The following is a 15131-nucleotide window of genomic DNA, read 5'->3' as shown; positions in this document are numbered from 1 at the left end:
CACGCCCCGCGTGGCCTGCGGTCGATCCGCAGCACCGGGGCGGGTCCCCTCGCGAGCCCGTCCGCAGGTCCGAAAACCGCGCCCGCGGACGGGCCGCGGTGGAACACTCCGTCCCATGGAGATCATCGAACTCATCGAGGCGCTGCACCGCGAGGGCGTCCTGCTCGCCGAGGCCGCCGCCCGGACCGACCTCGCCGCCCCCGTCCCGACCTGCCCGGAGTGGCGGCTGGGCGATCTGGTCCGGCACACCGGACACGTCCACCGCTGGGCCACCGCCTACCCGTCCCGCGGCCTGCGCGCGCCGCTCGACGAGGCGGGCGAGCAGGCCGCGGTCGGCCCGGCCCCGTCGGACGCGGCGCTGCTCGACTGGTTCCGCGAGGGCCACGCCGCCCTGGTGGAGGCGCTCACCAAGGCCCCCGCCGACGTCGACTGCTGGAGCTTCCTGCCGGCGGCCAGCCCGCTGGCGTTCTGGGCCCGCCGCCAGGCGCACGAGACGGCCGTCCACCGCTTCGACGCCGACGCGGCGTCCGGCACCGAGGGCCCCCGGGTGGACCCCGCGTTTGCCCTCGACGGCGTCGACGAGCTGCTGCGCGCCTTCATGGTCCGCAGCCGGGCGAAGGTGCGCAGCGAGCAGCCCCGCACCGTCCGGGTCCGGGCGACCGACGGCCCCGACTCCTGGCACCTGACCATCACCCAGGAGCCGCTGGCCGTCCGCACCGGTGCGGACGAGGCCGGCGAACCGGCCGACCTCACCCTCGCCGGCCCCGCCCGCGACCTCTACCTGCTGCTGTGGAACCGGCTGCCCGCCGGCACGACCGGGCGGGTCGAGCTCTCCGGCGACGCGGCGCTGCTCGGCCTCTGGCGGGACACCGCGGTCATCAGCTGGAGCTGACGCCCGGGTGCTCGGCGAGGCGGACCCAGCGCGTCAACGCACCCAGCGCGCCGGGCGCTTCTCCAGGAACGCACGCATCCCCTCCTGCGCCTCCGCCGAGCCGAACAGCCGGGCCGACAGCTCGACCAGCTCGTCGGCGTCCCGCTCGAAGGAACGCACCACGTCGGCGTTGGCCAGTCGCTTCGACTCCGCCAGCCCCTGCGGCGAGCCCTGGCGCAGCGCGTCCAGCAGACCCTTCAGCGCGACCCCGGTGTCCTCGGCGGACTCGGTGGCCCGGGTGATCAGACCGATCCGGGCCGCCTCGGCGGCGTCGAAGACCTCACCGGTCAGGTAGTAGCGGGACGCGGCGCGCGGCTCCAGCTTGGGGCGCAGCGGCAGCGAGATGACGGCGGGCGCGAGGCCGAGCCGCACCTCGGTGAACGCGAAGGTGGCGGCCGGACCGGCCAGCGCGAGGTCCGCGGCGCCGACCAGGCCGAGGCCACCGGCCCGGACGTGCCCGTCGATGACGGCGATCACCGGCTTCGCGCAGTCCACGATCGCCTTCTGCAGCTCCACCAGTCCGCGCGGGCCGACCGTCGGGTCCGCGCCGGTCGCCTCGGAGAGGTCCGCGCCCGCGCAGAACACCTTGCCGGTGTGGCCGAGCACCACGGCCCGGACCTCCGGGTCGGCGGCGGCCGCCGCCAGCCCGGCGTGCAGCTCGGCCATCAGCCGGGTGGACAGCGCGTTGCGGTTGTGCGGCGAGTCGAGGGTGAGGGTGGTGACGGCGTCGGCGGTGGTGACGCGGACGAAGGGCTCTGCGCTGGTCATCGCGGGGGCCTGCTTTCCGGCTGAGGGTGGGTCGGACTGCTGCGGCGTCCGGGGTGCCCGGACGGCGCCCGCACGACTCTGGCATGTCCACCCGCCGCTCGGCCAGAGCCACCCGGAGCCGATCCCGCTCCGGACCGCTGGCCCGCCCCACTCCGGACCCCCGCCCTGCCCCATACCTATGCACCCACGCGCCCCGCGACCGGGCCGGCAACCCGTCCGCGCGGAAAACCGGTGGTCAGGGCGGCGGCACACACGCCAGCATCTCCGTCATGACCACCGACACCGTCCTGCTGCTCGCCCCCCGCATCAACGAAACGGGGCTCCAGCTGCGCACCGCCGCCGGCCGTCGCGGCCTGCGCGCGCACACCGCGACGTCCTGGCGGGCGCCGCAGGAGCTGCTCGGCGCGGCGGTGCACGTGTACGGCGGGCCGCTGTTCGCCGACGCGGTCGGCCGCGAGCTCGGCCTGGCCCCGCTGGAGCCGACCGCGGACTGGCTGGCCCGGCTTCCCTCCGCCCTGACCGGGCGGCAGGTGACGTACACCACGCTGGCCGAGGCCCGTCGGCTGCGCGGCCCGGCGTTCGTCAAGCCGCCCGCGGACAAGCTGTTCGCCGCCCGGGTCTACCCCGACGGCGCCGCGCTGCCCGGCCCGGAGCTGCTGGACGGCGACACCCCGGTGCTGGTCAGCGAGGTGCTGCGGTTCCACCGCGAGTACCGGCTGTTCGTCCTGGACGGCGCGGTGCGGGCCGCCTCGCGGTACGCGGTGGACGGCGAGCTGTCGGTCGCCCCGGTCGCACCGGTCGGCGGGGAGGACGACGGGGAGGACGACGGGCTGCTCGCGTTCGCCGCCGACGTCCTGGCCGCCTCGACCGGGGACGCCGCCCTGCCCAGCGCCGTGGTGGTGGACCTCGGGCTCACCGACGGGGGCGACTGGTCGGTGGTCGAGGCCAACGCCGCCTGGGCCAGCGGTGGTTACGCCGCCGCGCCGGACGACGTCCTGGACGTGGTGCTGCGCTCGGCCGGACCGGCCGACCAACTCCCGCCCACCGACCGGCCGTTCCTGCGCACGCTGCCCGAAGTGGTGCGCTGAGAGGGACGGTTCGACCGCCACCCGGCGCCGAAAGCCGGGTGCGTGGCGGGCCTGCGGTGGGCCAGGATGAGCGCCATGACCACCACGCACCTCACCCACATCACCGAGCCGCCCGGCGTCGCCCCCGGTACCGGCTACACCCAGGTCGTCACCGGCAGCGGACGCCTCGTCCAGGTCTCCGGCCAGGTGGCCTTCGACGAGGACCGGAACCTGGTCGGCGTGGGCGACCCCAAGGCACAGGCGCGCCAGGTCTTCGAGAACCTGCGCCGCTGCCTGGCCGCCGCCGGGGCCGACTTCGGCGACGTCGTCAAGTTCACGATCTTCGTGACCGACATCGGCTACCTGCCCGCCATCCGCGAGGCCCGCGACGAGCACGTGGACACCACGCGTCCGCCGGCCAGCTCGGCGGTCCAGGTCGCGGCGCTGTTCCTGCCCGAGGTGCTGATCGAGATCGAGGCCCTGGCACTCGTCCAGGAGTAACCCGGCCCGCCGCGCCGCCCCCACCTGCCGCAACCCACTGGCCTCAGCCCGGCTGGAGGCCCGGGTCCCGCCGTCCCGCCCAGCGCGCGGCGGGACCCATCCCCAGCCCGGCCGCCGCGAGCAGCGCGCCCAGCGCGAGCCAGCCGGCCGTGCCGAACCCGATCACGGCGGTGGTGACCAGCGCCGGACCGGCCATCAGGGCCGCCGACGTACCCGCGTTGTACACGCCCTGGTAGGCGCCGTGGTCGCGCTCCCCCGCCAGGTCGTAGCTGAGCGCCCAGCCGCCCGCCTGCCCCAGCACCTCGCCGAGCGACTGCAGCGCGACCCCGCCGAGCACCACCACCGCCGCGAGGACCGCCGGCAGGCCGTGCGACAGGGCGAGGACCAGGCAGGAGGCGGCGAGGAGCAGCCCGGCCCGACCGCAGGCGCGAGCGGCCGCCGACCGCTCCTCGGTGCCCCGGGTGGCCCGCACCTGGAGGGCGATCACCAGCAGGGTGTTGACGATCAGGGTGCCCGCGACGGTGATTCGGGGCGCCTCGGTCTGCTGGACGATCCAGAGCGGCACGCCGACCTCCAGGATCGCGAACTGGAGGCCGAGCACCGCGTTCAGCGCCGTCACCGCCAGGAACGCGCCGTCCCGCAGCGCCGGGTTCCGCCGCCGACCGGTCGGCCGGGAGCCCTCCGGCGCGCTCTCCCCGGGCTTCGCAGCGCTCGACGGACGCTCCGCCGCCGGCAGGCGGTGGAACATGACGGCGACCACCGCGAAGGAGACGGCGTCGGCCAGGATCGCCGTCAGATAGACCGGCCTGGTGTCCACCTGGAGCGCGATCGCGCCCAGCCCCGTCCCCGCGCAGATACCGGCGTTGGTCACCACCCGCAGGTAGGCCCGGCCCGCCACCCGGCGGTCGGCGGGCAGCACCTCGGCGTAGAGGGCGTTGCGCACGGCGGCCGAGCCCCGGTCGACGGCGGCCACCAGGCAGGCCAGCGCGACGAAGGCCGGGTAGCTGTGCACCAGCGCGTACCCGGCGGTGCCGAACGCCTCCACCGTCACCAGCGCCACCAGCACCCGCCGCGCTCCCCAGCGGTCGGCCGCCCGCCCGGCCGGCACGCTGGCCACCACCCCGCACAGGCCGGCCGCGGTCATCCCGAGCCCCAGCTGAGCGGCGCTCAGGCCGAGCACCCGGGTGAAGAACAGCACCGCGACGGACAGGGAAAGACCGTTGCCCAGGGTGTTGACCAGGGTGATCCCGGCCAGCCGACGGACCGTCGGATCGGGGTGCAGCCGACGGCGGACGGCCGCCACGAATCCGGCGGGTCGAACGTTTTCGGGCATGGCGAGGGGAGGTGCGGAAGACTCCGCCGGTGAGGAGGTCATGCGTTGATCACACCGCCTGGCGGACCGGGCCAGCCATTCCTTTAGGCTCTGGCTAAATCCACGCACCCCCATCCCCCGCCGCCCGCCACACAGTCAGCGCAGCAGGAGTCCACGTCGTGCACCGCTACACCCTCGGCCTGGCCGACCTCGCCACCACCTGGTTCGCGGTCTCCCCGATCCAGGAGGCCTCGCTCAGCCTGCGCATGTGGACCCACCCGGGCGTCTACGGGCTCCAGACCGCGGCCTTCGAACGGCTCCGGCCCACCTTCGAACGGCTGGACTCGACCCTGCTGCTGTCGCTGGTCTCCCCCAACCGCTGGATCCCGGACTTCCTGACACCCCGCCCGGCCACGCCGGGCGCCGACTTCCGCACCGAACTGGCCGTCGTCCGCGCACTGCCGCCGGAACTGCTGCGCCCCGAACTGGAGCAGACCTTCCTGCCGCACCGGCTGCCGCTGCCGGCCGTGCTCGCCGCCGGACTGGCCGACCCGGAGCGGCTGTTGCAGCGGATCGCCGACGCGCTGGAGGAGTACTGGGAGGTCTGCCTCGCGCCCAACTGGTGGCCGCAGGCCCGGGCCGTGCTGGACGGGGACCTCGTGTACCGGGCCCGGCTGCTCGCCCAGCACGGCGCCGCCGCGCTCTTCGCCGACCTGGACCACCGGCTGCACTGGGAGAACGGCGTCCTGTCGATCAACCGGCGGTGGACGGCCTGGGACGGCGAGACCGCGGTGGACGGCCGGGGCCTCGTCCTCATCCCGACGTTCTTCGCCCGGGGCGCGATCACGATGATCAGCAACGACCGCGCGCCGCAGATCAGTTACCCGGCGCGCGGACAGGCGGAGATGGCCAACGCCCGCCCGCCCGTACCGCCGCAGGCCCTGGAGGCACTGCTCGGCGCACCGAAGGCCCGGCTGCTGGCGCTGCTCGCCGAGCCGGCCTCCACCACCGACCTCGCCTACCGGCTCGGCGTCACTCCGGGCGCCGTCAGCCAGCACCTGTCCGTCCTCGCCGCCACCGGCCTGGTCACCCGCGCCCGACACGGCCGCTCGGTGCTGTACCGGCGCAGCCCGCTCGGGGACGAGCTGACGGGCGCCAACAGATGACACCCCGAATTGAGCACCGGCCCCGACCGGTCAACCGCCCGGCGTCACCGCGAGGCCAGCGCCGCCAGCCGCCGGGCCGCCCGGTACTCCCGCAGCACCTGCGCGAAGCTGGTGTGCCCCTGGGTGGTCCGGGCGAAGGCCCGCCAAGCCGCCGGCACCAGGCAGACCGCCGCGTGGAACAGGTACGGCCGCCGCTCGAAGGCGTCCAGCAGCTGCTTGCCGGCGCGCATCTCCACCCCCAGCCCGGCCTTGATCGCGAACGCGTAGTTGAGCGCCTCGCGCCGCACCTGCCCGGCGTCGGCCGCCTCCGCGACCTTCACCGCCCACTCGCCCGCGAGCCGGCCCGAACGCAGCGCGTACGAGATGCCCTCACGGGTCCACGGCTCCAGCAGCCCGGCCGCGTCCCCGGCGACCAGCACCCGCCCCCGGGACAGCGGCGAGTCCTCGGCGCGGCAACGGGTCAAGTGCCCGGACTCCACGCTCGGGGTGAAGCCGGACAGCCCCAACTGCCGGATGTAGTCGGCGAGGTACTGCTTCGTCCGCTCGCCGTCACCGCGCGCCGAGATGACACCGACGGTCAGGCTGCTGGACTCGGTCTTCGGGAACACCCAGCCGTAACTGCCGGGCAGCGGGCCCCAGTCGAGGTGGATCCGGCCCGCCCAGTCGGCCGCGACCTGCGGCGGCACCGGGATCTCGGCCTCCAGACCCAGGTCGATCTGGTCGAAGGTGACCCCGACGTGCCGGGCGATCCGGCTCGCGCTGCCGTCCGCGCCGACCACCGCGCGGGCCTCGAAGGTGCGCCCGTCGGCCGCCGTGACCAGCGCCGTCCGGTGCTCCCCGCCGCGCTGCTCGACGCCGGTGACGGTCACCCCGGTGACCAGCACCGCCCCGGCCTGCTTGGCGGCCTGCACCAGGCGCAGGTCGAACTCGTCCCGGTTGACCAGACCGAACAGCATCCGCCGAGAACGACGCGTCCGGGTGAACCGTCCGCCGTACGCGAAGGTGACGGCGTTCACCCGGTCCTGCAACGGCAGCCGGAAGTCCGGCGGCAGGCTGTCCCGGGAGGGGCCGATGATGCCGCCGCCGCAGGTCTTGTAGCGGGGGTGCTCGGCCTTGTCGAGGAGCAGCACCCGGCGGCCCTGGACGGCGGCGGCGTGCGCGGCCGAGGCCCCGGCCGGTCCGGCGCCGACCACCACGACGTCCCAGACGCCGTCGAGCGGCTCGGCGGCCGCATCCGACGCCGCCTCAGTCGGCTGGCCTGACGCACCGGCCGGCCGGCCTGACGCACCGACGGGCCGGTCTGACGCCGCCCCGGCCGGCTGATCTGACGGCGGTCCGGACACCTCGGCGTCGGGCGACGAGGCCTCGGTGTCGAGCGGGCTGCGGGAATCGGAGGTTCCGGAGTCAGTCACGTCGAGCAATCCTAATTGTCCCCGGGGCCCGCCGACGGCCGCACCACCCCGAACCACCGGACCGGCGCAGCCGGCTCCGCCTATGATCGGCGGTACCCCAACCGACCCCGTTCCGCCCACGCCACCCTTACGGGCGGACCCGTCCCCTCGGAGTCCCCGATGCCACAGCCCCTGGCCGACGCCGTCCGGTCCCTGATGGACCGTGCCCGCACCGACCTCGCCGAGCTGGTCGCGTTCCCCTCGGTCGCCGACCCGCGCCAGTTCCCGGTCGAGGAGTGCGAGAAGGCCGCGCGCTGGGTCGCCGACGCCTTCGCCGCCGAGGGTCTGACCAACGTGCAGCTGCTGGACACCCCGGACGGCACCCAGTCCGTCTACGCCGAACTGCCCGGCCCCGAGGGCGCGCCGACCGTCCTGCTCTACTCGCACTACGACGTGCAGCCCCCGCTCGACGAGACCGCCTGGCTGAGCCCGGCCTTCGAACTGACCGAGCGGGACGGCCGCTGGTACGGGCGCGGCGCGGCCGACTGCAAGGGCAACATCCTGATGCACCTGACCGCCCTGCGGGCGCTGCGCCAGGTGTACGGCGACACCTACCCGGTCGGCCTGAAGATCATCGTCGAGGGTTCGGAGGAGCAGGGCACCGGCGGCTTGGAGCGCTACGCCAAGGCCCACCCCGAGCTGCTCGCCGCCGACGTCATCGTCATCGGCGACGCCGGCAACTTCGCCCTCGGCCTGCCCACCGTGACCGCCACCCTGCGCGGCATGGTCCTGGTCGAGGCCTCGGTCACCACGCTGGCCGGCAACCTGCACTCCGGCGCCTTCGGCGGTGCCGCCCCGGACGCGCTGCAGTCCCTGATCCGGATGCTCGCCTCGCTGCACGACGAGCACGGCGACGTCGCGGTGCCCGGGCTGGGCAGCGACCAGAGCTGGCCCGGCGTCCAGTACCCCGAGGAGCGGTTCCGTTCCGACGCCAAGGTGCTCGACGGCGTCGCCCTCACCGGCACCGGCACCATCGCCGACCGGCTCTGGGCCCGCCCGTCCATCACCGTCCTCGGCATCGACGCCCCGGCCGTGATCGGCGCCACCTCCTCCGTCCAGGCCGCCGCCAAGGCCCTGGTCAGCGTGCGCATCCCCCCGGGCGGCGACCCCGTCACCGCCGAGAAGGCGCTGATCGCCCACCTGGAGGCGAACGTCCCGCTCGGCGCCCACCTGACCGTCCAACGCCAGGGCAGCGGCGCCCCGTTCAGCGCCGACACCAGCGGCCCGGCGTACGAGGCGATGGGCGAGGCCATGGCGGAGGCCTTCGGCACCCCGATGGTCACCTCCGGCGAGGGCGGCTCGATCCCGCTCTGCGACACCCTGCGCACGCTCTACCCGCAGGCCGAGATCGTGCTCATCGGCGTCGAGGAGCCCACCACCCAGATCCACGCCGTCAACGAGAGCGTGGACCCGCAGGAGCTGGAGCGGATGGCCCTCACCGAGGCGCTGTTCCTCCGCCGCTACGCGGAACTGCGCTCCGTCTGACGGACCTCGGCCCGGGGGCCGCCCGTCGTGGCCCCCGGACGCGGCCGCCCGCCCCGGATCCGCCGGGCGGCGGCCGCCACCGCCGCGTAGCCGACCGCGCCCACCGCGAGCCCGGCCCCGGCGCCGAAGCAGACCTCCGGCACGAGATTGCGCCGCAGCGGGCTGAGCCGGTGCAGCACCCCGGCCGCGGTGGCCACGCCCAGCGCCGCCGCGGCCACCCGGCGGGTCCGCGGCGCGAGCTCGACGGCCGGGCGGACCGGCTCGACGGCCCGCGCCGCGCGCACCGCCCAACCCGCCATCGCGGCCAGCGCCAGCGCCGAACTGCCGTACTGCAACGCGGTGTAGAGCGGGACCCCGGCCAGCTGCCGGTCCAGCACCGGGAGCAGCCGCACGCCCAGCCGGCCCTCGTGGGTGAACGCGTCCCAGCCGACGTGGGTGGCCGCGCCGAGCGCCGCCGAGGCCGCGAACCACGCCGCGTCCCGCGCCCGGCCGCCGCCGGCGCCTCCCTGGTCCCCGGCGGAGCCGGGGCCCGCCCGACGGGCCGTCAACGCCTCGGCCGCGCCCGCCCACCGCTCGGGCAGCAGGGCGACCAGCGGCCCCCGCAGCAACCCGTGCCAGCCGGCCACCAGCGCGCCCGCGATCGCCACGTCCAGCGTCGGCACCGCCCACCAGGAATGCGTCAGACCGCCGTGGCCGTACACCCCGGGCAGCAGCGAGTCGGCGAAGAACGGGACGTCGGGCGCCATCGACCCGGCGACCAGCGCCGAGGCCACCAACGGCCCGCGCTCCCCGGCGGCACGCAGCAGGGGCAGGACGGCGGCGGGATGACTCAGCGTGAACGGCATGCCCCCATCCTCCCGCCCACCCCCACCCCGCGGCCACGCGGGCCCCACCCCTCCCGGGGGCGTACGGCCCGCCCCAGCCCGCCCCGCCGCCCGCCGTACGCCCCCACCCCGCCCCGCTACGCCGCGTCCGCCGTGCTGGCCAGGCCCAGGGCGACCCGCCGCCCCGCCTCCAGGTAGCGCAGCTCCCCGCTGCGGCGCGCGTCCAGCGTGGCCGCGAGCCGGCGCCACCGGCTCGGCGGCAGCAGCTCCGCGGCCTCCTCCAGGGTGACGAAGCGCCAGCCGCGCAGCTCCTCCGGCTGGAGCAGCAGGCTCTGCCGGCCGGTGTCGTCCAGCAGTCCCCCGTCGTACATCAGGCGCAGGCCGCCGCGGCGCGGGCCGGTGCGCGGCTCCCAGTCGACGGCGAGCAGCCGCAGCGCGGACGGGTCGAGCCGCAGGCCCAGCTCCTCGGCGGTCTCGCGCAGGGCGGCGTCGGTGGGGGCCTCGCCGCGCTCGACGACGCCGCCGGGGAAGTCCCAGTCGGGCTTGTAGACCGGGTCGACCAGCAGGACCCGGCCCTGCTCGTCGAAGAACAGGACGGCGGAGGCCACGGTGTCCCCGGTGGGGTCCGGGGTCTGGACGATCGGGCAGCGGGCGGCGCCGACCCGGACCAGCTCGGCGATCCGGTGGGCGGTCTCCCGGGGCGTCAGCTCGCTGGTGTCGAGCATCCGGGCGTCCTCGATGAGCCAGCGCCGGGCGGCCCGGTACCGGGGCACGTGTTCGAGGCACCACTGCCGGACCCGTTCGCTGGCCTCCGGATCGTCCGGGCACTCGACCCGGTGGACGATGCGGTCGCGCAGGATCGTTTCTTCTGGGTCCAGGACGAAGTGGTGCACCGCGATGCCGTGGGAGGCGAGATCACCGAAGATCTCGTCCCGGTAGTCCTCTCTGAGCAGGGTCATCGGGACCACCAACGGCCCCGCGACCTCGCCGAGCAAAGCGGCCGCCGTCTCGGGGACGAGCCGGCGCCAGGCCGCCAGGTCCTGGAAGTCGGACACCGTCGCCAGCCGGTCGGCCGGAAGCATCCGGCGCAGACCGAAGCCCACCAGCTCGGGATCGAAGAGCACGCTCCCGGGCAGCAGTTCCACCAGCTCGCGGCAGGCACTCGTCTTGCCCGCCCCGAATGTGCCATTGACCCAGACGATCACAACGTCCCCTGCCCTCGACTTGCCCCGATGCCGTTCGCACCGGGCAGCGCCCCCGTCGGCCGAACCAGCGCCACCCGTGGTGGTACCCGCGCCACGCCGCTCCCCATGCCTCCCCGGCCCGGCCACCACCGGGCGCCCATCCTGCCCCGTGACAGCGGCATGTGCCCAGGCCAGGCCCCCACCGTCCGCCCGCCCCTCCCGTCCCGGGCCACGCCGTCAGCCATCACCCGCCCGCCGTCCCCCCGTCCGCCTCCTTGCGCCGGACCACCCCACCCCGTACAGAGGAACGATGAAGCTGCTCCCCGCCGGCCGCGTGATCGTCATCGGTTCGGTCAACACCGACCGGATCCTCCGCTGCCCCGTGCTCCCCGCCCCCGGTGAGACCGTGCTCGCCACCGCCGCCGTGCACGGCTTCGGCGGCAAGGGCGCGAACCAGGCGGTCGCCGCCGCGCGGATGGGCGCGGCCACGCACCTGGTCGCGAAGATCGGCGACGACGCCGACGGCCGGGCGGCGCTCGCCGATCTGCACGGCGCGCAGGTCGGGACGAGCGCCGTACGCACCGACGCCGACGCGCCCACCGGTCAGGCGATCGTCATGGTGGACCCGTCCGGCGAGAACAGCATCGTGGTCGTCCCCGGCGCCAACGCCCGCCTCACCGCTGCCGAGGTCACCGCCGCCCTCACCCGCCTGCGCCTGCTCCCCGTCGACGTGGTCCTCACCAGCGGCGAGGTCCCCGCGCAGTGCGTGCGCGCGACCGCCGTCGCCCTGCCCGCCGACGGCACCCGCTGGCTGCACAACGCCGCCCCCGCCGGCGCACTCCCGGACACCGGCCCGACCGGCCGCCGCCCCCTGGTCGTCGCGAACGCCGTCGAGGCCCGCCAGCTCACCGGCGCCGCCACCGCGACCGAGGCGGCCCACGCCCTCGCCCGCCGGGCCGAGGGCGCCGTGATCACCCTCGGCGGCGAGGGCGCGCTGCTCGCGTCGGAGGGCCGGGTGACCTTGCTGCCCGCCCCCGCCGTCCGGGTCGTCGACACGACCGGCGCCGGCGACGTCTTCTGCGGCGCCCTCGCCGCGGGACTCGCCCGCCTCGCCCCGCTCCCCGAGGCGGCCGCCACCGCCGTGGCCGCGGGCGCGTTCGCCGTCACGGCCCTCGGTGCCCGCGGCGCCCTCCCCCGCCCGACGGACCTCTGATCCGCCGGGCCCGCCCCAACCCGCCGGGCGCCCGGGACCCACGGCCCCGGGCGCCCGCCTCACCGCCGAGCGGCACCCGCCGCTACGGGCGCCCCATGTACGCCGGGTAGTAGCCGCTGCTGATGCCCGAGATCCGGATCAGCGTCCCGGGCCGCGCGGCCTCGACGTACTGGTTGTTGCCCAGGTAGATCGCCACGTGCTCGATGCCCCGCGCGGTGCCGTCGGGCGACCAGAACAGCAGGTCCCCCCTGCGCAGCTGACCGGCCGTGACCGGGGTGGTCGCCGCGTACTGGTCGTTGGCCACCCGCGGCAGGTCGATGCCGCCGCGCCGGAACGCCTGCTGCACCAGCCCGGAGCAGTCGTACCCGTCCGGCCCGTTGCCGGCGATCTCGAACGGCTTGCCCAGCTGCGCGAGCGCGAACTGCACGGCCGTCTCGACGTCCGGGTTCGCGGCCACCACCGCATCGGCGGACGACCCGGCGCCGGAGGACGACCCGCCCCCCGTCCGCGCCACGTACACGTCGTAGTGCGTGGTCCAGCGCCACTCGCCCTTGCTGTTCTTGAACCAGTAGCGCGACCCGTCCCACCCCTGCTTGATCCCACCGGACGACGAATTCGTCGTACCGGACGCGGCGGACGACCCACCCGACGTCCGCGCGACATACACGTCGTAGTGCGTGGTCCAGCGCCACTCGCCCTTGCTGTTCCTGAACCAGTAGCGCGACCCGTCCCACCCCTGCTTGATCCCACCGGACGACGAATTCGTCGTACCGGACGCGGCGGACGACCCACCCGACGTCCGCGCGACATACACGTCGTAGTGCGTGGTCCAGCGCCACTGCCCCTGACTGTTCTTGAACCAGTACCGCGAGCCGTCCCACCCGGCGTGGGCCGGGGCCGGCTCGGCGGCCGCGGGGGTCACCCCGGTGCCGAGGCCGATCACACCGGCGCCGGCCACGACCGCGGCCACCAGGCCTATCCCCCGGCGCACGCGTGCGGCCCGGGAGGGCCGGGCGGCGGCCGCCCGGTCGGCGGTGGTGGCGGTGGCGGACTGCCCGGTCGGTTCGTCGGCGGCACCCGGCGCGCCGGTGTTGACGGTGGTCATCTGGCTGTCTTCCTTCACTGCTGCGAACTGCCACCGGGAGCGGCGGCTGCGGAAACTGCTGCGGACTCGCCGTACGTCCCGCCGGACGACACCGGTACGGACGGACGGCTCGGCGGACCGACCCCGCCCGACATGCCGCGGCCTCCGGCCGTGCGACCGGAAGCCGCGGCATGTCGCCCAGGGATTCAGTTCTGCCTGCGTGTCACGTTAGGCACGCGTCCGCTCACAGCGCGCAGTGGAGTGCGCCAAAGGAAGGGTTCACGGGCGGTGAGCACCGGCGCGGCGTCACGGGGCATCAGGGTGAACACCCGTCACCACCGGCCGGGCCCGACGCCCCCTCATCACTGCCCGCCGGTCTCCGCGAGCAGTTGCTTCTTCAGCACCTTTCCCATGGCGTTCCTGGGCAGTTCGGGCACGAGCACGACCCGCCGCGGCCGCTTGTGCACCGAGAGCCGCTCCGCCACAAAGGCCGTCAGCTGTTCCCCCGTCACGGCACCGTCCGGAATGACGTAGGCGACGATCGCCTGTCCGAGGTCCTCGTCCGGCGCGCCGACCACCGCCGCGTCGGCGACCGCCGGGTGGTCGCGCAGCGCGGCCTCCACCTCGCCGGCGCCGATCCGGTAGCCGCCGCTCTTGATCAGGTCCACCGAGGCGCGGCCGACGATCCGGTGGAACCCGTCCTCGCCGATCACCGCGACGTCCCCGGTCCGGAACCAGCCGTCCGCCGTCCAGGCCTCGGCGTCCGCGTCGGGCCGGTTGAGGTACCCGCTGAACAGGGTCGGTCCGGCGACCTGCAACTCGCCGACGCTCTCCCCGTCGGCGGGCACCGACGCGCCGTCCTCGCCGACCAGCCGGGTGCGCACGCCCTCCACCGGCAGGCCGACGCTGCCGGGCCGACGCTCGCCGTCCGCCCGGGTGCTGACGGTGATCAGCGACTCCGTCATCCCGTACCGCTCGATCGGCGCGTGCCCGGTCAGCGCCGCCAGCTTCTCGAACACCGGGACGGGCAGCGGCGCACTGCCGGAGACCAGCAGCCGGGCCGGGGCGAGCCGGCCCGCCGCCTCCGGGTCGGCCGCCAGCCGGGACCAGACCGTCGGCACGCCGAAGTACAGGCTGCCGCCCGCGGCCGCGTACCCCGCCGGGGTGGGCCTACCGGTGTGCACCAGCCGGCTGCCGGTCCGCAGCGCGCCGAGCACACCGAGCAGCAGCCCGTGCACGTGGAACAGCGGCAGGCCGTGGACCAGCGTGTCCTCGGCGGTCCACTGCCAGGCGGCGGCGAGGGCGTCCAGGTCGGCGGCGATCGCCCGGCGCCGGATCACCGCACCCTTGGGCGCGCCGGTGGTGCCCGAGGTGTAGAGGACGAAGCCGGTGGTGTCCGGCCCCGGTTCCGCGTAGGTGGTGGCGGAACGCTCCGTCAGGTCCACCGGCAGCCCCGCCACGCCCAGCGACACGCCCCCCGCCACGCCCTCCGCCGCGTCCTGAGCCGCAGGCCCGCCCGCGGCGTGCGCGAGCAGCACCGCGCCCGAGTCACGCAGGATGTGCGCCCGCTCCTTGGGCCCCGAGTCGGGCGGCAGCGGCACCACGGGGACGCCCGCCAGTAGCCCGCCGACCACGGCGACGACCGTCTCGGCGCTCGGCCGGGCGAGGACGGCGAGCGCGGGGGCGCCGGCCACCCGGTCGGCGACGGCGGTGGCCGCGCCCAGCAGGTCCTCCCGGGAGAGCGGCCGCCCGTCGATCCGCAACGCGTCCGCCGCGTCGCCGTAGTCGCCCTGAAGTGCCGTCAGCAGTGCCATCGCTCGCGTCCTCGCCCTCGCACGGTGTGCCCGTCCCACGGTGTCCACGCCGACTCTACGGACCCACCGCCGCCCCGCCGTATCCGCGCCCGCAACGCCGGAGGGCGTGGCACCGGAAACCCGGTGCCACGCCCTCCTCAGCTGCGCTGTGCGCGGATCAGCCCTTGCGGGCCTTCACCTCGGCGGTCAGCTGCGGCAGCACGGCGAACAGGTCGCCGACCACGCCGTAGTCGACCAGCTCGAAGATCGGGGCCTCGGGGTCCTTGTTGACGGCCACGATGGTCTTCGAGGTCTGCATGCCGGCCCGGTGCTGGATGGCGCCGGAGATGCC

General features: G+C 75.6%; 13 protein-coding genes and 1 pseudogene. 6 read left to right on the top strand and 8 right to left on the bottom strand.

The genetic code is table 11. From position 1 onward, the window contains the following. Positions 1 to 115: 115 nt before the first annotated feature. Positions 116 to 892 carry a maleylpyruvate isomerase family mycothiol-dependent enzyme gene (locus tag ABTY15_RS32610; protein WP_350603472.1) on the top strand — a complete coding sequence of 259 codons (777 nt, stop codon included), beginning with the start codon at positions 116 to 118 and terminating at the stop codon, positions 890 to 892. A 33-nt stretch (positions 893 to 925) separates the two neighbouring features. Here the strand turns inward: ABTY15_RS32610 and ABTY15_RS32605 are convergent, their stop codons facing one another. Then, entirely contained in the window at positions 926 to 1699 is a 774-nt protein-coding gene (locus ABTY15_RS32605) for an enoyl-CoA hydratase family protein (RefSeq protein ID WP_350603467.1), read from the bottom strand. Positions 1700 to 1968: 269 nt separating this feature from the next. Between ABTY15_RS32605 and ABTY15_RS32600 the strand changes: the two genes are divergently transcribed. After that, positions 1969 to 2787, top strand: coding sequence for an ATP-grasp domain-containing protein (locus tag ABTY15_RS32600; RefSeq protein ID WP_350603466.1), 819 nt, complete (start codon positions 1969 to 1971; stop codon positions 2785 to 2787). A 75-nt stretch (positions 2788 to 2862) separates the two neighbouring features. Further along, on the top strand, positions 2863 to 3267 hold the full coding sequence (locus ABTY15_RS32595) for a RidA family protein (protein ID WP_502893647.1): 405 nt from the start codon (positions 2863 to 2865) through the stop codon (positions 3265 to 3267). Positions 3268 to 3310: 43 nt separating this feature from the next. Here ABTY15_RS32595 and ABTY15_RS32590 read toward each other — a convergent pair whose 3' ends face one another. Beyond that, entirely contained in the window at positions 3311 to 4600 is a 1290-nt protein-coding gene (locus ABTY15_RS32590) for an MFS transporter (protein ID WP_350603456.1), read from the bottom strand. A gap of 158 nt (positions 4601 to 4758) precedes the next feature. Between ABTY15_RS32590 and ABTY15_RS32585 the strand changes: the two genes are divergently transcribed. Further along, a complete protein-coding gene (locus ABTY15_RS32585) occupies positions 4759 to 5745 on the top strand; it encodes an ArsR/SmtB family transcription factor (RefSeq protein WP_350603452.1) in 987 nt (328 codons plus the stop codon). 44 nt (positions 5746 to 5789) lie between these two features. Here the strand turns inward: ABTY15_RS32585 and ABTY15_RS32580 are convergent, their stop codons facing one another. Further along, a complete protein-coding gene (locus ABTY15_RS32580; protein ID WP_502893646.1) occupies positions 5790 to 7157 on the bottom strand; it encodes a geranylgeranyl reductase family protein in 1368 nt (455 codons plus the stop codon). 159 nt (positions 7158 to 7316) lie between these two features. Between ABTY15_RS32580 and ABTY15_RS32575 the strand changes: the two genes are divergently transcribed. After that, on the top strand, positions 7317 to 8681 hold the full coding sequence (locus ABTY15_RS32575; protein ID WP_350603450.1) for a dipeptidase: 1365 nt from the start codon (positions 7317 to 7319) through the stop codon (positions 8679 to 8681). Here the strand turns inward: ABTY15_RS32575 and ABTY15_RS32570 are convergent. Beyond that, complete coding sequence (locus ABTY15_RS32570; protein ID WP_350603447.1) at positions 8657 to 9526, bottom strand: DUF4184 family protein; 870 nt, start codon at positions 9524 to 9526, stop codon at positions 8657 to 8659. The genes ABTY15_RS32575 and ABTY15_RS32570 overlap by 25 nt on opposite strands. Positions 9527 to 9642: 116 nt before the next feature. Further along, positions 9643 to 10710: an NUDIX domain-containing protein gene (locus ABTY15_RS32565; RefSeq protein WP_350603445.1), complete on the bottom strand. Its 1068-nt coding sequence runs from the start codon at positions 10708 to 10710 to the stop codon at positions 9643 to 9645. Positions 10711 to 10999: 289 nt separating this feature from the next. Here ABTY15_RS32565 and ABTY15_RS32560 point away from each other — a divergent pair, with 289 nt between their 5' ends. Next, positions 11000 to 11902: a PfkB family carbohydrate kinase gene (locus ABTY15_RS32560; protein WP_350603442.1), complete on the top strand. Its 903-nt coding sequence runs from the start codon at positions 11000 to 11002 to the stop codon at positions 11900 to 11902. A gap of 82 nt (positions 11903 to 11984) precedes the next feature. Here the strand turns inward: ABTY15_RS32560 and ABTY15_RS32555 are convergent, their stop codons facing one another. From ABTY15_RS32555 to ABTY15_RS32545, 3 genes and pseudogenes are all read right to left on the bottom strand, one after another. Then, entirely contained in the window at positions 11985 to 13007 is a 1023-nt protein-coding gene (locus ABTY15_RS32555) for a C40 family peptidase (protein ID WP_350603438.1), read from the bottom strand. A gap of 341 nt (positions 13008 to 13348) precedes the next feature. Next, positions 13349 to 14800, bottom strand: coding sequence for an acyl-CoA synthetase (locus ABTY15_RS32550; RefSeq protein WP_350603435.1), 1452 nt, complete (start codon positions 14798 to 14800; stop codon positions 13349 to 13351). Positions 14801 to 14957: 157 nt separating this feature from the next. After that, positions 14958 to 15131: pseudogene (locus ABTY15_RS32545) on the bottom strand (electron transfer flavoprotein subunit alpha/FixB family protein); the annotation flags it as partial.

The sequence above is a fragment of the Kitasatospora sp. NPDC097643 genome, assembly GCF_040302625.1.
GTDB lineage: Bacteria > Actinomycetota > Actinomycetes > Streptomycetales > Streptomycetaceae > Kitasatospora.
This window is presented reverse-complemented; position numbering and strand designations above follow the sequence as displayed.